Annotated in this window: 12 protein-coding genes, 1 pseudogene and 1 CRISPR repeat array; of the genes and pseudogenes, 8 read left to right on the plus strand and 5 right to left on the minus strand. The window is 70.8% G+C overall.

Translation table 11 applies throughout. From position 1 onward, the window contains the following. Positions 1-59: 59 nt before the first annotated feature. A CRISPR array of direct repeats spans positions 60-769; the repeat unit is 37 nt; unit sequence CCAGCACCGGCCCTCCGGGGTCGGTGAGGATCGCAAC. Between the two features lie 51 nt (positions 770-820). The 4 genes from ABT130_RS35250 to ABT130_RS35265 all read right to left on the minus strand — a co-directional run bounded on the left by ABT130_RS35250 (position 821) and on the right by ABT130_RS35265 (position 6,282). Next, on the minus strand, positions 821-2,653 hold the full coding sequence (locus ABT130_RS35250; protein ID WP_350962978.1) for a glycoside hydrolase family 15 protein: 1,833 nt from the start codon (positions 2,651-2,653) through the stop codon (positions 821-823). Then, positions 2,650-3,195 (minus strand): hypothetical protein, encoded by a 546-nt coding sequence (locus ABT130_RS35255; RefSeq protein WP_350962981.1) that lies wholly within the window; start codon positions 3,193-3,195, stop codon positions 2,650-2,652. The genes ABT130_RS35250 and ABT130_RS35255 overlap by 4 nt, the downstream gene beginning before the upstream one ends. A gap of 10 nt (positions 3,196-3,205) precedes the next feature. Further along, on the minus strand, positions 3,206-4,567 hold the full coding sequence (locus ABT130_RS35260; RefSeq protein WP_350962984.1) for a molybdopterin-dependent oxidoreductase: 1,362 nt from the start codon (positions 4,565-4,567) through the stop codon (positions 3,206-3,208). A 155-nt stretch (positions 4,568-4,722) separates the two neighbouring features. Beyond that, positions 4,723-6,282 (minus strand): glycosyltransferase family 39 protein, encoded by a 1,560-nt coding sequence (locus tag ABT130_RS35265; RefSeq protein ID WP_350962987.1) that lies wholly within the window; start codon positions 6,280-6,282, stop codon positions 4,723-4,725. A 197-nt stretch (positions 6,283-6,479) separates the two neighbouring features. Here ABT130_RS35265 and ABT130_RS35270 point away from each other — a divergent pair, with 197 nt between their 5' ends. From ABT130_RS35270 to ABT130_RS35290, 4 genes and pseudogenes are all read left to right on the plus strand, one after another. Beyond that, on the plus strand, positions 6,480-7,484 hold the full coding sequence (locus ABT130_RS35270; RefSeq protein WP_350911757.1) for an NAD-dependent epimerase/dehydratase family protein: 1,005 nt from the start codon (positions 6,480-6,482) through the stop codon (positions 7,482-7,484). A gap of 183 nt (positions 7,485-7,667) precedes the next feature. Further along, positions 7,668-7,946: pseudogene (locus tag ABT130_RS35275) on the plus strand (glycosyltransferase family 2 protein); the annotation flags it as partial. A 671-nt stretch (positions 7,947-8,617) separates the two neighbouring features. Beyond that, complete coding sequence (locus tag ABT130_RS47860; RefSeq protein ID WP_502992239.1) at positions 8,618-8,944, plus strand: TIGR04282 family arsenosugar biosynthesis glycosyltransferase; 327 nt, start codon at positions 8,618-8,620, stop codon at positions 8,942-8,944. Next, positions 8,944-9,555, plus strand: coding sequence for a methyltransferase domain-containing protein (locus tag ABT130_RS35290; protein WP_350962989.1), 612 nt, complete (start codon positions 8,944-8,946; stop codon positions 9,553-9,555). The genes ABT130_RS47860 and ABT130_RS35290 overlap by 1 nt, the downstream gene beginning before the upstream one ends. On the opposite strand, the gene ABT130_RS35295 is transcribed toward ABT130_RS35290, so the two are convergent. Then, positions 9,514-11,859 carry a beta-galactosidase gene (locus tag ABT130_RS35295; RefSeq protein ID WP_350962992.1) on the minus strand — a complete coding sequence of 782 codons (2,346 nt, stop codon included), beginning with the start codon at positions 11,857-11,859 and terminating at the stop codon, positions 9,514-9,516. The two genes, ABT130_RS35290 and ABT130_RS35295, sit on opposite strands and share 42 nt — an antisense overlap. 344 nt (positions 11,860-12,203) lie before the next feature. Between ABT130_RS35295 and ABT130_RS35300 the strand changes: the two genes are divergently transcribed. The 4 genes from ABT130_RS35300 (at position 12,204) to ABT130_RS35315 (ending at position 17,577) form a co-directional block, all read left to right on the plus strand. Continuing rightward, entirely contained in the window at positions 12,204-14,492 is a 2,289-nt protein-coding gene (locus ABT130_RS35300) for a TIM-barrel domain-containing protein (RefSeq protein WP_350962994.1), read from the plus strand. A gap of 9 nt (positions 14,493-14,501) precedes the next feature. Continuing rightward, complete coding sequence (locus ABT130_RS35305; protein ID WP_350962997.1) at positions 14,502-15,806, plus strand: ABC transporter substrate-binding protein; 1,305 nt, start codon at positions 14,502-14,504, stop codon at positions 15,804-15,806. A gap of 80 nt (positions 15,807-15,886) precedes the next feature. Then, the gene (locus ABT130_RS35310) at positions 15,887-16,765 is read left to right on the plus strand and encodes a carbohydrate ABC transporter permease (RefSeq protein ID WP_350962999.1); all 879 of its coding nucleotides are present in this window, start codon (positions 15,887-15,889) and stop codon (positions 16,763-16,765) included. Then, the gene (locus tag ABT130_RS35315) at positions 16,762-17,577 is read left to right on the plus strand and encodes a carbohydrate ABC transporter permease (protein WP_350963002.1); all 816 of its coding nucleotides are present in this window, start codon (positions 16,762-16,764) and stop codon (positions 17,575-17,577) included. The genes ABT130_RS35310 and ABT130_RS35315 overlap by 4 nt, the downstream gene beginning before the upstream one ends. Positions 17,578-17,820 lie beyond the last annotated feature (243 nt).

The raw sequence follows: 17,820 nt of genomic DNA on the forward strand, positions 1-17,820 counted from the left end.
CATCCTGCTTGTCGGATGTCCTCCTCCTTGAAAAGAGCTAACATCCCAGCTCAAGAACTCCAGCACCGGCCCTCCGGGGTCGGTGAGGATCGCAACGCTCGCGTCGTGATCACCACGAATAGCCGCCATGCGCCAGCACCGGCCCTCCGGGGTCGGTGAGGATCGCAACATCCGGCCGGATCGCGACTACGACCGGGCCAACAGCCGCCAGCACCGGCCCTCCGGGGTCGGTGAGGATCGCAACCCCACGGATGGCCAGCGCATCAAGTTCCGCAAGGGGCAGCCAGCACCGGCCCTCCGGGTTCGGTGAGGATCGCAACTTCCAGCACTTCGGGCACGAATGCGAGAGCGGCCCCGCCAGCACCGGCCCTCCGGGGTCGGTGAGGATCGCAACAACGAAAACCATCCCCGCTACTCCGAAGGCGCCGAATTCCCAGCACCGGCCCTCCGGGGTCGGTGAGGATCGCAACCTGAATCAGGTCTAAAAGCATCAGGCCACGTCCCACCCAGCACCGGCCCTCCGGGGTCGGTGAGGATCGCAACAAGATGGTCAACGACGGACTCCGCGGCGACCTGCCCCCCAGCACCGGCCCTCCGGGGTCGGTGAGGATCGCAACTTGCACTTAGATCAACCCCAGCAGGGTCGGGAGTCCCCAGGACCGGCCCTCCGGGGTCGGTGAGGATCGCAACGGCTCCGACGACTGCCCGTTCTGCAACTCCCTGGATGGCCAGCCAGCACCGGCCCTCCGGGGTCGGTGAGGATCGCAACACGTAGGTGGCTGGTGAGAGCGTGAACCAGCGTGGTCCCCAGCTTGGCGCCTCAGCGGGTGAAGCCGGTGGGTGTGCCCTGTGTCGCGTCGCGGATGGCTCGGGCGGCGTTGATCAGGCCGATGTGGCTGAAGGCCTGTGGGAAGTTCCCGATGGGCTCTCCGGTGACGGAGTCGACCTCCTCGGCCAGTAGGCCCACGTCGTTGGCGTAGGAGGCCGCGGTCTGGAACACCCGCTTGGCGAGGGCGCCCTCGCCGGTGAGGGCCAGGGCGTGGGCGAGCCAGAAGGTGCACAGCAGGAACGTGCCCTCCCGGCCGGGGAGCCCGTCGGCGACGTTGTAGCGGTGCACCAGGCCCCTGACGTCGGTCAGGCGCACGGCGATGGCGTCCACGGTGGCCCGCACCCGGGGGTCGTCGCCGGGCAGGAACCCGACCAGGGGCATCATCAGCGCGGAGGCGTCCAGCTCGGTGCCGGTGAACGTCTGGGTGAAGACGCCCATCTGCTGGTTCCAGCCGTGGGTCAGGATCGCGGCGCGGATCTGCTCGCGGGTACGTGTCCAGTCGGCGACGCGGCCGGTGGCCCCCAGCAGTGGGGCGAGGGCGATGGCCCGGTCCATGCCCACCCAGCACATGAGCTTGGAGTGCAGGAAGTGCCGGCTGGGGCCCCGTATCTCCCAGAGGCTCTGGTCCGGTTCCCGCCAGCGGCGGGCGGCCGTCTCGGCCACTCCGACCAGGAAGGAACGGACGAGTGGGTCGAGGTGGCCGGCGTCGCGGTAGATCTGGTGGGCCGCGTCGAGCAACTCCCCGTAGACGTCGGTCTGGCGTTGCAGCCATGCGTCGTTGCCGACGCGCACGGGGGCGCTGCCCCGCCAGCCGGTCAGGTGTGGCAGCGGCCGTTCACTCAGGTCGCGCTCGCCGCCTATGCCGTACATGATCTGCAGATCCATGCCGAGGCCGAGCCGGGTGGCCGAGGCGCGGGCGAGGAAGGCGAAGAACGCGGTCTCCTCCATCTCGCATGCGGCCGTGGCGAGGGCCTGCAGGGTGAAACTGGTGTCGCGGATCCAGGTGTAGCGGTAGTCCCAGTTCCGCTCTCCACCGATGTTCTCGGGTAGCGAGGTGGTGGCCGCGGCGACGATGGCTCCGGTGGGGGCGAACGTCAGCGCCCGCAGCACCCGCCCGCTCTGGCCGACCTGATCCTGCCATGGACCTTGGTAGCGCGCGTGCAACCGGGACCAGGAACGCCAGCCCGCGACGGTGTCCTTGAGGCGGTGGTGGACGTGCCGCGGAGGCCGACGCGGGGGTTCGGGGCCCCAGGCCCAGCCGGCCTGCAGCGCCAGGCCGAGGCGTTCTCCGGCTCGCAGGGTGACCGTGGTGTCCGCGACCGAACCGCTCACCCGCAGTTCGAGGGGGGTCGACAGGGTGAGGACCAGGGCGCCGCCGTGTGCCACCAGGCCGCCGCGGATCGGTTGCATCAGCGGCTGGACGAGCCCGAACTCGGGCCGCGGCGCGTACACCACCTCCACGGGCACGCGTCCTTCGACACAGGTCACCTCGCGCAGCAGGATCCCGGGCGAGGAGGCGCCCATCGAGTGACCTCGTTCCCTGTTGCCCAGGGCCAGCGCGTCGAGGAGCACCACGGTTCCGTCCGCGCCGCGGAAGGTGGTCTCCAGCACCAGGGTGTCGTTCAGGTATCTACGGGTGACCTCCGCGGGCCGGGTGGGGCGGATGGACCAGTATCCGGCATTCTCGTCGAGCAGCCGGGCGAAGATCGACGGGCTGTCGAAGCGCGGCATGCAGAGCCAGTCCACCGAGCCGTCGGAGGTGACCAGGGCCGCGGATCGGCAGTCCCCCAGCAGGGCGTGGTCGCTGATCGGCCGCGTGCTCAAGGAGGCATCCTGGGTCGCGGCGGCCGGAGGCGGGTTCGCGATCCGGAGGAGGACCTGTCCCGGCGCAGTCGAATCGCGTAGGCGAGTGCCGATCCGGCGAAGAGCACGCCGGTCACCAGCAGCCATCGGCCCAGGTACGGGCTGGTGTCCAGCCCCGATGCCTTCCTGTAGTTGTGCTCGGCGAACCGGAGGATGAGGGGAAACCAGACGAGCAGCAGCAGTCCGGACAGCGCGGCCGGTACGCGCAGGTAGTTGACCAACGGTGGCCACTGGACAGGGCCGGACGGCGGCCTGCGGCGATGCCACGGCCGGCGCTGCACGACGATGTCGGCGAGGGAGTAGAGCGGGTACAGCAGGAGGTCGTGGATGATCGCGGCGCCGACGAACCACACCAGGAAACCGGCCAGGATGCCGGCGGCGACGACGCGGCCGGCGGCGTACCCGGCCAGCGCGAAGCAGGCGATCAGTGCCAGCAGGTGCAGCGGGTCGGCCCCGTAGCGGGTCGAGACCCACCGGTACACGCCACGGATTCTGGAAGGCATGGCCCGTCCCCTACGCCGCCGGGTGGAAGCTGAGCTTGCGGACCCACTTGGTGTTGTGCACGCCGGGGATGTTCGGGCCGATGACCCTGGCGGGAAAACCGTGATCGAGGGAGAGATCGGCGCCGTTGACCCGCAACGCCAGCAGGGAACGGGGGTCGGCCACCTGCCGGGCGCTCAGCGACGCCTGGCCGAAGGCGCCCCCGCGTTCGAGGGACTCGACGAACACCTCCACCGTGCCGGGCGGCATCCCCGCCAGCCGGGCCAGATCGGCCAGCCGTACGCCGGTCCAGGTCTGCTCGGTCGACCACCCCTCCACGCACGCGATCGGCAGCGCGTAGGTGTGCTGCGGCATCGCCAGCAGCTGCGCGCGGTCCAGGCGGACCGGGTGCGCTCCGGCCAGTTCCAGCCGCCAGCGCGGGCCGGTGCCGGCCGGATCGATGTCCGCGGCGGCCGCGGTCCTGTTCACCTGGAAATCATTGGGGCCCGGGCCGTAAACCCGTCCGCGCGGGGCCAGCAGCGCGGTGCGGCGCATCGGCCCGTCCATGGTCTGGCCGACCGACAGGCCGAACATCGTCAGCGAGGCGCCACCGACGAAGGCGAGCGCGCCCCGCCGCGAGATGGTGGGTGCCGCCGGGCGCACGGGGACCAGGCCATCGGGATCGGGCGGTTCCGGCCGGGTGTCCCGCAGGCCGGTACGCAGCTCGCGGCGGATGCTCCGCGACCGCAGCGACCGGATCATCTTCGGCAGCTTGAAGGCGACGTGGACGACGAACGCCGCGAGGAAGATCCACGCGCCGTACAGGTGCGCCGGGTAGAAGGAGAACGGGAAGACGTAGAAGACCTGGACATTCAAGATGCCGGTGACGAATTCGAACACCGCGCCGCCGACCAGGAGCAGCAGGCTGGCCCGCTCCACCGCCTCGGCGAGGGATCGGGCCGGCGGCCAGAGGAACAGTTTGGGGATGACCGACCACAGCTTGGCCAGCAGCACCGGTACCAGCGTCAGCCCGAGGATGACGTGAGTTCCCTGGGTGAGCCGGTAGAGCCAGGACGGGTGCGTCGGCCAGTCGAAGAGGTAGAAGCCGAGCAGCCCTCGCTCGGGAGTCGTGTCGTTGACCGGCAGCCGCGGGTTGTAGGCGGCGTAGGAGATCAGTCCGGTGATCGCGACGATCGTGATCCCGACCAGCAGGACGAGGCCGAGCATCGACGTCAGCCACGGGCCGCGCAGCGGGCTGCGCCAGAACTCCGGCCGGAACGGGCCGGGTGGTGGGTGTGCTGTCAGCCACGCTCTCGGGCTCGTGGCTTTCGTGCCCGCTCCCGTGGCGGGCTCGCGGTCGTTCTGAGCGCCTCCCGGCGGTGGCCGATCCGACACCGATCACCCCCGAATCCGTGCCCCCGCAGCGAGACAGGTGTTTCGACCTCGGGGCGCCTAATATCGGAAATGTACCTTTCGGGCATTGTAGCGTACCGCTGTCGAATGATCACGGAGCGCGGTCGAATGTCTGGGGCTCGCGTGGGCGACGGCGGTCAGCCGAGCCGGCGTGCGGCCTCCGCGCAGGATCCTCGCCCCAGGGGCAGCCACAGGGTCATGGGCCGCAACGGTGACCCGCCGATCGGACCGAACGCTCCGTCCGGAACGTCCGCCATCAGCCTCTCGGGACAGGGGCGGTAGTACCGTGTCAGGTCGGGGGGAAATCCATCGAGGTCGGCGGGGTGCTCGACCACGATGGCGGCGAATCGCCGTCCGGCCACCGCGCGGGCGATGCTGCGCTCCAGTTCTCCTCGGGCGGCGCGGTCGGTACCCCGTAGAACGTCGTGCACGGCCGCTCGGTGGGCCACGGGCGGCAGCCCCGCGGCCATGATCAGGCCCGGATCGGAGAAGACCGCCACCGGCCCGTCGAAACCCGCTGCCCACGCTCGGAGCCGATCACCGACGCGGCGTTCGGCGGCGCTCGGAACCGCCTGGCCCACGGCGAAGGTGGTCGTCGCGAGGACGGCGATCTGCAGCAGAACCAGCGCCCCGGCCACCGCCCCGCCCGCCCTCGAACCGCCCATCCCGATCCCGGCGAGCAACGCCACCGCCGCGTAGACAGGGAGCATGTTGTTCACCGCGCCGCCGGTGTGCAGCAGCCCGGCGTACCCCTCCACGGCGAGCGCGAGACAGCCCATGGCGAGAACCGGCGGGGTCCGCCGTAGCGCGAGCAGGGCGGCCCCGAGCGCGATGCCGAGGGTGGGAAGCAGGTACCACGTCCAAAATCCCGTCACCGCGGAGTGCTCAAGGGGGTGCTGGGCCAGCAGTTCGACGACATAGAACACGTACCAGCCGTGGCTGGTCACCTCCCACAGGAGGGTGGTCAGCCCGGCCACTGCCGCGAAGGTCACCGCCAGCACCCCGCCCAAGCGGCGCCGGGGGCCGAACAGCAGCGCCGCCGTGATCGCCGCCGCCTCGGCGAGCGCGCTCTGTTTGGTGAGGAAGGCCGCGGCGAGCAGCAGTCCGGCGGCCATCGCGCCGCGTGGCCGTCGCATCCACCGGGCGGCGTACAGCCCGGCGAGGCTGAAGGCGAGGAACAGCGAGTCCACCCGGGCGAAGTCGAACCAGGTCCCGGCGGCGAAGTAGGTCGCGGCGTACAGCCCCGCCGCGGCGACCCCGGCGGCCAGGTCTCCGGTCTCGCGCTGGACCAGCCGGGCCAGCAGGACGAAGCAGCCGAGGGCGGCGAGGAGCGAGACCAGACGGAGCGGGAGATAGGAGACCCCCAGCACGCGGGCCAGGCCCGCCGAGGCGGCGAAATACAGCGGGGGGTAGGCATCGGGCACGTAGTCGACCGTCGGAGCGGCGTACAGCGGCCGGCCGCCGAGCAGCCGGTCCATCTCGACCAGGGAGTTGCCTTCCAGCCACTCCAGAGCGTACGGGTGGCCCACCCGGCTCACGGCGGCACCCAGGTATACGGCGATCGCGACGAGTCCCGCCGCGGCGGAGAGGAGGATCGGAACCCGCGCGGCGCCACCCCCGAGACCGGAGGGCAGACGGGGGGTCCAGCGCGGAAGGCGGAGGCGGGGAGCCGGCGGGCCGAAGGTCCCAGCACTCACGGCGGGGCTTCGGCGTCGCCCCGGCAAACTGGGAACACATCCACGGCCACACCGTCACGCTAACGGCGAAGCCCCGCGAAGGCTCTCTCCCACGCCGACGTGGCGCACGTCCGCGCCCGCTCCGTTCCTCAAAGGCCGTCAGGGCGGCCCTCCCGGCCTCCTGGGCCGATGAGGAACGTCGCACTAACGTTGATCTGGTGAAAGTGCTGGTCACCGGCATGGCCGGGTTCATCGGAAGTCATGTGGCCGAGGCGCTGGAGGCCGCCGGCCACGAGGTCACCGGCCTCGACCGCCGGCCCGCGGGCGGCTGCCAGGCCGGTGACGTGCGCGACGCGGAGCCGCTCACCCGGTCGCTGCGCGGGGTGGACGCGGTGGTCCACCAGGCCGCGAAGGTGGGTCTCGGGGCCGGCGTCTCCGACCTGCCGGACTACGCGTCGGTCAATGTGTACGGCACCGCCGTACTTCTGGCCGCCATGGCGGAGCACGATGTGCGGCACCTGGTCCTGGCCTCGTCGATGGTCGTGTACGGCGAGGGCGCCTACGACTGCCCCGCGCACGGCCGGGTCCGGCCGGGTCCCCGCGCACGGGAGGATCTCGCCCGTGGCGTGTTCGAACCCCGCTGCCCGCGGTGCGGAGCGGAGCTGACCCCCGCCGCGATCGACGAGGACGCGCCCGCCGATCCCCGCAACGCCTACGCCACCACCAAGCTCGCGCAGGAGCACCTGGCCGCCAACTGGGCACGAGAGACCGGCGGCACCGCGGTCGCGCTGCGCTACCACAACGTCTACGGATCGAGAATGCCCAGGGACACCCCCTACTCCGGGGTGGCGGCCGTTTTCAGGTCCGCCCTGGAAGCCGGCAGGACACCCCGGGTGTTCGAGGACGGCCGCCAGCGGCGTGACTTCGTCCACGTCCGGGACGTCGCCCGCGCCAACCTCGCGGCCCTCGAAACGGACACCTCTCCGGGATCGCTGACGGTCTGCAACGTGGCGAGCGGCGAACCGCACACGATCGGGGAGATGGCCGCCGCGCTCGCGGCCGAGTACGGCGGTCCCGAGCCGGTCACCACCGGTGAGTACCGTCTCGGTGACGTGCGGCACATCGTCGCGACCTCCGATCGCGCCGCGCGTGACCTCGGATTCCGCGCGGAGATCGGGTTCGCCGAGGGAATGCGTGACCTCGCCGTGGCACCACTCGGATGAGGCGATTCCCTGCTGGGCTTCCGAATCTTCTCACTACGGGCCTGAACTGGTCATTTCTCGGAAGGACATCACCCTCCCATAAGGGGTGAGCGCGCCCCACGGCTTTACCGTCAGACCATGGGGGTCGACGTGGTGCTGCCCTGCCTGGACGAGGAGGCGGCTTTGCCGTGGGTGCTCGGACGCATGCCGGAGGGCTACCACCCGATCGTGGTCGACAACGGCTCGACCGACGAATCCGCGCGGGTCGCCGGCGAGTTCGGCGCGACGGTGGTGTACGAACCCAGGATCGGGTTCGGTGCCGCCTGCCACGCCGGGCTGACGGCCGCGACGGCGGACATCGTGTGCTTCATGGACGCCGACGCGTCGCTGGACCCCGGGCAACTGCCGCGGGTCGCCTCCCCGGTCATGACCGGGGAGGCGGACCTGATCCTTGGCCGCCGTACCCCGCGTCCGGGCGCGTCGTGGCCGCTGCACGCCCGGCTCGGCAACGCCGTACTGGCCGGTCGTCTCCGCCACCGGACCGGCGCCGCCCTGCACGACCTCGGGCCGATGCGAGCGTGCAGGCGCGCCGACCTGCTCGCCCTGAAGCTGGCCGACCGGCGCTCCGGCTACTCGCTGGAGATGGTGCTGCGCGCGGCCACCGCAGGCTGGCGGATCGGTGAGGCCGAGGTGGACTACCTGCCCCGGACAGGCCGATCGAAGGTGACCGGTACCCTGCCGCGGCATGCTGCGGGCCATCGGCGACATGCGCCGGGTCCTCACCGGCCGAGGGGACGGGGCGTGAGCCGGGCCAGGGCCGCGCGGTACGGCGCCGGGCCACTCGGTCCCGGGCGGATGGGGCCGTCCGAGGCCCAGATCGTGGTGATCGCCAAGGAGCCGGTACCCGGGAGGGTCAAGACCCGCCTCACCCCGCCCTTCACCCCGTGTGAAGCCGCGGCACTGGCGGCCGCCGCGCTGGAGGACACGCTGCGGACGGTCTCCCGCGTACCGGCGGCCCGCCGGGTGCTCGCGTTCGACGGTACCGCGGGAGCCTGGCTCACCGAGGGGTTCACCCTGCTGCCGCAGCGCGGCTCCGGGCTGGACGATTCGACGACGCCCACCGGCTCCTTCCCGCGCCCGTCGTGCTCATCGGCATGGACACCCCGCAGGTCACCGTGGCCATGCTGGCCACCGCCCTGTCCCTGCTCGGCCCGTACGACGCGGTGTTCGGCCCGGCGACCGACGGTGGGTTCTGGCTGCTCGGCCTGCGTGTCCCCGATCCCGCGCTGCTGCTCGGCGTCCCGATGTCGGAGCCGACCACGGGTGAGATCCAGTTGCGGAGACTGAACGAGGCCGGGCTGAGCATCGCCACGATGCCGCGCCTGACCGACGTGGACACCCCGGCGGACGTGTTCGCCGTGGCCGCGCTGACTCCGCGCTCCCTGTTCGCCGCCGCTCTGGCCGGAACGGGCACGCCGTAGTGATCGGCCTGCTCTATGCGGAATCCCTCAAGGGCGCCGCGGTGGAGATCGAGCACGCCGACGGCACCCGCCGGCCGCTGGACTCCGCCCGCTGGCTCCGGCCGGCTCCGGGTGACGAGGCGATCCTCTCCCAGTGCCTCGCCCCCGTCCTCGACATCGGGTGCGGGCCCGGCCGGTTCACCGTTGAGCTGGCCCGCCGTGCGGTGCCCACACTCGGCATCGACATCACCCCGTACGCCGTTCACCTCACCCGCCGCGCGGGCGGCCTCGTCCTGTGCTGCGACGTGTTCGGCCCCGTCGTCGGCAGCGGGCACTGGGCCACCGTGCTCCTCGCCGACGGCAACATCGGCATCGGCGGCGACCCGCACGCACTTCTCCGCCGCGTCCGCGAACTCGTCCGGCCGGGCGGGCAGATCCTCACCGAGGTCGAGCCCCCCGGCGTCGTCAGCCGCGTTGACCGGCTCCGCCTGCGCGGCCTCGGCCTCACCGGCGACTGGTTCACCTGGGCCAGGGTCTCCGTGACCGACTTTCCGAGCATCGCCCGGTCCGCCGGATTCACCGAGGTCGACTCATGGCAGGCCGACGACCGGTGGTTCGCCCGCCTGCACTGAGCTGAGACGGGAACCCCGGCAACGCGGCGGCTCGCCGACCCTCACCGACGAATACCGAGAATCGGCGAACGGTCGGTGAGGATCGCAACTTATGGCGAAACCGCCGGGAGGTAGGTGCAGCCCCTGTATCTCCTGCTCCTCGTCTCCGTGGTTGATGGCGAAGAGCCAGCCGCCGCGTCGGACGAGTTCCACGGGGGCGGGGGACAGGCCCAGCAGGCGGGCGTAGGCGGCGTCGGTCAGGCGGGTGGAGATGTAGAGGGCCGTGCCGGAGCCGTACGGGTGGCGAGTGATGGCGGGGCGGCCGGAGAGGGGGGTGCCCAGGGTGTGCGGGCCGGTGTAGACGGCCAGTGCCTCGGCGCCCTCCAGGTGCACGTGTTCGCTCCAGAAGGTGCCGGTCTCCGTTTGGTCGAAGGTGCCGGCTCCGGGGCGGGACCGCGTGGGGGTTTCGGCCTGGTCGGGGATGCGCGCCGAGGTTCTGGCCTCGGTGGGTACGGGGTCGGCCGGGCGCAGGCCGGATCCGTTCGGGGACGGGGCGGACAAGGTGAGGGCGACCTCGGGGGGCAGGGGGTGGAACTCCTCGACCCTGATGCCGAGGAGGTCGCGGAGGGCGCCGGGGTAGCCGCCGAGGCGGACGCGGGCGTGTTCGTCGGCGACGCCGCTGAGGTAGGAGACCACCAGGGTGCCGCCGCCCGCGACGTAGCGGCGCAGGTTCTCGGCGTCGGCGTCACAGATGAGGTAGAGGCTCGGAACGAGCACGAGCGGATAGGCCGACAGGTCGGCGGAGGGGTGGACGAGGTCGGCGGTGACGCCGTGCCGGTAGAGCACCCGGTGCGCCTGGCGTACGGCCTCGGTGTAGTTCAGTTCGGTGGAGGGCAGGCCGGGGGCCTGGAGTGCCCAGTTCGCCTCGACGTCCCAGAGGATCGCGGCCCCGGCCTCGACGGGGGCCGCGCAGGCGTCCTCCAGGGTGGGCAGCAGCGCGCCCAGGTCGCAGATCTCGCGGAAGATCCGGGAGTCGGGTCCGGCGTGCGGCACCATGCCCGCGTGCCAGAGTTCGGCGCCGCCCCGGGAGGCCCGCCACTGGAAGAACATCGCCCCCCGCGAGCCCCGCGCGATGTGCGACAGGCTCAGCCTGGTGATCTCACCGGGCCGCTTGGCCAGCATCCGGGGGCCGGTGTAGGTGACCACCGCCTGCTCCATCAGCAGCCAGGGCTTCCCGGTGGCCGGGCGATGTGCCGGGTCGTCGGCCGAGTCGTGCGTCGGACCGGCTGAGCTGAGCGCTGGATGCGAGGCCGAGCCGTGAGCCAGGTCGGAGGCTGAGTCGTGCGTCGGACCGGCTGAGCCGTGCACCGGGGCGTCGGCCGAGCTGTGTGTCGGACCGGCTGAGCCGTGCGCCGGGTCGGAGGCTGAGCCATGCGTCGGAGCCGAGGCCCAGCCTCGGGCCAGGTCGGCGGCGAAGGCGGTCTCTGCGGGTGGGTCGGTGGACGGGTAGTGGTCGATCGCCACCAGGTCGACCTCGGCCGCCCAGTGCCGTTGGTTCACCGGGACCCAGTCGCCGAGCACGAAGTTCGTGGTGACCGGGACGTCCGGGGTGAGCTCGCGCAGCACCGCCTTCTGCTCGCGGAAGTGGTCGAGCATCGCGTCGGAGACGAACCGCCGGAAGTCCAGGACCTGGGCGGGATTGGGCAGGTACTGGGTGGCGCGGGGCGGGGCGATCTGCTCCCAGGCGGAGTAGTGCTGGCTCCAGAACGAGGTGGTCCAGGCGTCGTTCAGCGCCTCCAGGGTGCCGTGCCGTGCCTGGAGCCAGATCCTGAAGGCGGCGGCGGCGTGGTCGCAGTGGCAGGTGGTGCCGTACTCGTTGTGCACGTGCCACATGGCCAGCGCCGGGTGGTCGCGGTAGCGCTCGGCGAGCGTACGGGCGATCCCGGCGCAGGCGGCGCGGTAGGCGGGGGAGTGCACGCAGTAGGTGTCGCGGCTGCCGTGGGTGAGCCGGGTGCCGCCGGGGGTGACGGTGAGGGCGTCGGGGTGGGCGAGGCCGAACCAGGGGGGTGGCGAGGCGGTGGGGGTGGCCAGGTTGACCCCGATCCCGCCCTCGTGCAGCAGGTCGAGGACGCGGTCGAGCCAGCCGAAGTCGTGGACGCCGGGTGCGGGCTCCAGCCGTGCCCAGGAGAACACCCCGACGCTGACCAGGTTGGCCCCGGCCCGCCGCATCAGCTCGACGTCCTCCTTCCAGACCTCCTCTGGCCACTGCTCGGGGTTGTAGTCCCCGCCGTAACACAGCCCGCCGAACCCTCGGGGCCAGTCCACCGGCCACTCCCTTATTTGGATGGAATCTAAACTAATTATCCACAGGTGGGGAGCCTGACTCAAGCCATGGTCGTGGGCTGCCGATGGGTGTGAGCCGTATGCCTCCCCGCCTGGCTTCCGCGGGCCGTCGGTGGGTCGAGCCCGTTTCACGCTCGATCCTCGCGAGCCGCCCGGCTCCGTGGGCCGTCGGTGGGTCGGGCCCGTTCCGGGGTGGCCCGGCCTCCGGGGTCACCTCGGCATCGGCCGTTTCGAGGGCGCCCCTCCCGGGCAGGTGGAGGCATTGACGTTTGTTGGTTTGGACGCAAAACTAATTCCGCTACAGGATGCCGAGAGCTGGAGTTCCCATGCCTTACCGTCCCCCGCTGGTCGCGCACGAGTACTTCGTCGCCGATCCGCCGGAGCTGCCCGTCCGGTCGCACGGCGAGGAGGGCCTGTCGGCGCTGATCTCGGCGGAACCGGTCGCCTCGGACGCGGCCGGGGTGATCCTGAAGGCGGTGACCTCCGCCGAGGAGACGCTCCTGGTCCAGGTGAGCGTGGCGGGCGAGGGGGTGATCCGGGTCCGGCTCGGGCAGGACGCGGACGCGCGGACCCGGTCGGCCGCCGCGATCTCCATGGTCACACCGGGCGAGTTCGCCGGGGCGCGGGTGGAGAGCCTGGACGGGACGATCCTGCTGGACGCGGGCTCGCTCCGCGCGGAGATCACCCTGGCGCCCTGGCACCTGAGGTTCACCGACGCGAGCGGGGCGCCGCTGGTGGAGCAGGACCGGGGGCACACCGACATCAGTGGCCGGTTGCGCACGCTGCCGTTCGGCCGCTCCAGCTCGAACGGTGCGGTGGTTGGCTACCACGAGAGCTTCGCCGCCCCCGCAGACGAGGCGTTCAGCGGGTTCGGCGAGTCGTTCACCCGGCTCGACAAGCGCGGCCAGCGGCCGGTCATGTGGAACTTCGACGCGTTCGGCGCCGAGTCGCAGCGGGCGTACAAGAACGTTCCGTTCTACCTGTCCAGCAGGGGTTACGGCGTGCTGGTGGACAGCGGGACGCCGGTCGAGTTCGACGTCTGCCAGACCACGCACAGCTGCGTGCAGATCGTGGTCCCGGACGACCTGATCGACTACTACGTGATCGCCGGGCCCACCCCTTCCGAGGTGCTCGGCCGGTTCGACCTGCTGACCTGCGCGCCGCTGCTCCCGCCGAAGTGGGCGTTCGGCACCTGGATCTCCTCGGGGTTCTTCGTCGACACCCAGGAGCGGGTGATGGCCAGGGCGCGGACGATCCGCGAGCGCGGCATCCCGTGCGACGTGCTCCACCTGGACACCTACTGGCAGACCGACGGGCACTGGTCCGACCTGCGCTGGGATGCCGAGGGCTTCCCCGACCCGACCGGCATGCTGGCCGAGCTGGACGAGATGGGGTTCAAGGTCTGCCTGTGGATGAACCCGTACATCTCCCACCTCAGCCCGGCCTTCCCGGCAGCGGCTGAGAACGGATATCTCCTGAAAAAGCCTGATGGCGAGGTCTACGTGGCCGACTGCTGGCACGGCTCCTACCCGGCCTGCGGCATCGTCGACTTCACCAACCCGGCCGCCACCGAGTGGTTCCAGGGACTGCTCCGCCCGCTGCTCGAACAGGGCGTCCAGGTCTTCAAGACCGACTTCGCCGAGGGGGTGCCGCACGACGCGGTCGCGGCCAACGGGATGTCGGGCACCGACCTGCACAACGTCTACACGCTGCTCTTCAACGACGCGGTCTCCGAGGTGACCCGTGAGATCGCCGGGCACGGCATGGTCTGGGCGCGCTCGTCGTTCCTCGGCGGCCAGCGGCACTCGGCGCAGTGGAGCGGCGACACCTTCACCAGCTACCCGGCGATGGGCAGCACGCTCCGTGGCGGGCTGGCGCACGGCCTGTCCGGCGTCCCGTTCTGGAGTCACGACGCGGGCGGGTTCACCGGCCGCCCCACCGACGACCTGTACGTCAGGTGGACCCAGTTCGGCGCGCTCTCCCCGCTGCTGCGGCTGCACGGCACCACCAGCCGGGAGCCGTGGGAGTTCCCCGAGGTGGAGGCGGAGGCGGTCGAGGCGCTGCGGCTGCGCTACCGGCTGATGCCGTACCTCTACACGGCGGCCGTCGAGGCCGCCGCGACCGGGGCGCCGATGATGCGGGCGCTCTGCGTCGACTACCCCGATGACCCGGTGGCCTGGCAGGCGGACCTGGAGTACCTCCTCGGCCGCGACCTGCTGGTGGCGCCGATGACCTCACCCGAGCAGGTCAGGAAGGTCTACCTGCCGGCCGGGCGGTGGATGGACCACTGGACCGGCGAGGTGCTGACCGGCGGCAGGTACGTCACGGTCGCCACGCCGCTGGACCGCATCCCGCTGTTCGTCAGGTACGGCGCGATCATCCCCGTCCTCGCCGAGCCCGGCGTCGCCGTCGGGGACGGGCCGTTCGGGGAGATCACCCTGGTCGCCTACGGCGTGGGTGAGAGCAGCACCACGATCTCCGACCACGACGGGGACACCACGATCACCGCGATCCCCGAGGGCGAGGGCCTGCGGGTGACCGTCTCGGGAAGCGCGCGGATCGCGGGCGTCGAGCTGCTGGGGGCCGACGTCCCGATCGTCATCACCACCATCTAGGAGAAGACCATGTTCAACCTGAGAGTCGGTGTCGCCACGGTGGCGGCGCTCGCGGCGCTCGCCGCCTGCGGCGGCACCGAGCAGGCGGCGGACAGGCCCGCCGCGGACGGCCCCCGCGTCCTGAAGCTCTGGCACTACGAGGGCGCCGACAGCGCGATGGGCAAGGCGTGGGCCGAGGCCGTCAAGCAGTTCGAGGCGACCCACCCGAACGTGACGGTCAAGTTCGAGGAGAAGGCGTTCGAGCAGATCCGCCAGTCCGCCGGCATGATCCTCAACTCGGACGAGGCCCCCGACGTCATGGAGTACAACAAGGGCAACGCCACGGCGGGGCTGCTCTCCAAGCAGGGGCTGCTCACCGACCTCACCCCCGAGGTGACCAAGCGCGGCTGGGACAAGCTGCTCAGCCCCTCGATCCAGACCACCGCCAGGTATGACGAGCGCGGTGTGATGGGCGCGGGCAAGTGGTACGGGGTCCCGAACTACGCCGAGTACGTGATGGTCTACTACAACAAGGACGCGTTCAAGAAGGCGGGCGTCGAGGTGCCCACCACCTACGAGGAGTTCACCGCCGCCCTCGACACGTTCGTCAAGGCGGGGACCACCCCCATCGCGGTCGGCGGCGCCGAGTATCCGGCGCAGCAGATCTTCTACCAGCTCGCGCTGAGCAAGGCGCAGCGCTCCTGGGTGGACGCCTTCCAGCTCTACAAGGGCAAGGTCGACTTCAAGGGGCCGGAGTTCAGGTACGCGGCCGACACCTTCGCCGACTGGGTCAAGAAGGGCTACGTCGACAAAGACTCCGCCGCCATCAAGGCCGAGGACATGGGCGTCTCCTTCATCGGCGGCAAGTACCCGATCCTGGTCTCCGGCAGCTGGTGGTACGGCCGCTTCGTCAGCGACGTCAAGGACTTCGAGTGGGGCTCGTTCCTCTGGCCGGGCAACACGATGAGCGCCGGGTCCAGCGGCAACGTCTGGGTCGTCCCGGAGAACGCCAAGAACAAGGACCTCGCCTACGACTTCATCGACATCACCATGAAGAAGGACATCCAGCACCTGCTCGGCAACTCCGGCGGCATCCCGGTGGCCGCCGACACGGCCGCGATCACCGATGAGAAGAGCAAGGAGCTGATCGAGAACTTCAACAAGCTCTCGGCCTCCGACGGGCTGGCCTTCTACCCCGACTGGCCGGCGCCCGGCTACTACGACGTGCTGGTGGCGGGCGTGCAGAACCTCATCAACGGCACCAAGACCCCCGACGCGGTCCTGGACGAGATCGCCGCTCCGTACGACGAGAACCTCGCCGACATCGGTAACTGACCCCTCCCGCGGCCCGCGCCGTGACGATCACGGTGTCCCGGCGCGGGTCGTACGCACAGCACAGAGAAAGGAGACCTCCGATGCCGAGGTCTCGTGACCGCGGGTACTGGGTGTTCCTGCTGCCGAGCGCCGTGCTCTTCACCGCGGTCATCGTCGTGCCGTTCCTGATGAACGTCGGCATCGGCTTCACCCGCTGGCAGGGGATCGGCGACCCGAGGTGGATCGGGCTGGATAACTACACCCGGCTCCTCGCCGACGAGCGGTTCTGGTCCTCCTTCCGCAACAACGTCGCGCTCATCGTGGCGATGGCGATCGTCCCGACGCTCATCGGCCTCGTCCTGGCCGCCACGCTCTTCGACTACGTGGGCAAGAAGGTCGGCCCCCGCGCGGCCAGTGTGCTGCGGGCCGCGTACTACCTGCCGCAGGTGCTGCCGGTCGCGGTGGCCGGGATCGTCTGGGGCTGGATCATGCACCCCAGGTTCGGGGCGCTCAACGAGCTGCTCGGGCTGCTGGGGATGGAGCCGAGGAACTGGCTGGGGGACCCGGGCTGGGCGCTGCCGAGCGTCATGGTGATCATGGTCTGGTTCCAGATCGGCTACCCGGTGGTCATCTTCATGTCCGGGCTGCAGCGGGTCGACCCCGCGCTGTACGAGGCCGCCGAGATGGACGGCGCCTCGTGGTGGCGGCGGTTCTGGCACATCACGATCCCGCAGATCCGGCCGGAGATCTACGTGGTCCTGCTGACCTGCACGATCGCCGCGCTCAAGGTCTTCGGGCCGATCTTCGTGCTGACCAGGGGCGGCCCCGGCGGTGCCACGCTCGTGCCCTCCTACTTCAGCTACCAGAACTTCTTCGAGAAGGCCAACGTCGGCTACGGCGCGGCGATCGCCACCGTGCTCACCCTGGTGATCATCGCGGTGACGGTCTTCTTCCTGCGGGTTCAGGACAGGGAATCATGATCCGGAAGTACTCGGTCCTGGTCTCGCTGGTCGTGCTGGCCGTCGTGATGCTGGTGCCGTTCGTCATCGTCACGCTCAACGCGGTCAAGTCACCGGCCGACTACTCCTCGGGCGGCCCGCTGAGCCTGCCGAGCGAGCTGTACCTCGACGGGATCGTCGACTTCTGGAACCGGGTCGACTTCGGCGGCAAGCTCTGGAACAGCCTGCTGATCAGCGGCTCGGTGGCCGTGCTCGCGACGATCCTGTCGGTGCTCAACGCCTACGCGCTCGGCATCGGCAGGGTGCGCGGGCGGGTGTGGATCCTGGTCGTCTTCCTGGTGGCCAACACGCTGCCGCAGGAGGCGCTGGTCTACCCGCTGTACTACCTGGCCAAGCAGGCCGGTCTCTACGACACCAGGCTCGGGGTGATCATCATCTTCACGGTGATCCAGAGCGCCTTCGGGACCTACCTGCTCTCCTCGGTGCTCGGCCGCTTCCCGCACGAGATCCTGGAGGCGGCGGCCCTGGACGGGGCGGGCAAGTGGCGGGCCCTGTGGCGGATCGTCGTGCCGATCAGCAGGCCCACACTGAGCGTGCTGCTCATCTTCTTCTTCATCTGGACCTGGAACGAGTTCTTCCTGCCCCTGGTCTTCCTCATCTCCAACGAGAACCAGACGGTTCCGGTCGCCCTCGGGGTGCTGCAGGGGGACAAGATGATGGACGCCACGATGTCCAGCGCCTCGGCGCTGCTCGGCATCCTGCCCGCGGTCGCCTTCTTCCTCATCTTCCAGCGGACCCTGACCCGCGGCGTGACCGTGGGCGCCGTCAAGTGAGCCGCCGAACGAACTCTCCGCCGAGCCCCGACGGGGCTCCCGACGCCGTACGCCGCTCGGGGGCGGACGGCGTCCCCAGACCCGCAGTTCTTCGACTCCCCCTGACCTGGAGGCGAGATGTCCTTATCGACCAAGGCAGCGACCAGGGCCGTCGCGGCCGTGGCCGCGGCGGGCCGGACCCGGGGGGGGGGGGCGGGCCCCGGCCCCCCGGCCCACCCGGGCCCCCTCCCGGGTACCCCCCCC

Source organism: Streptosporangium sp. NPDC001681 (genome assembly GCF_040298085.1).
In the GTDB taxonomy this organism is placed as follows: domain Bacteria; phylum Actinomycetota; class Actinomycetes; order Streptosporangiales; family Streptosporangiaceae; genus Streptosporangium.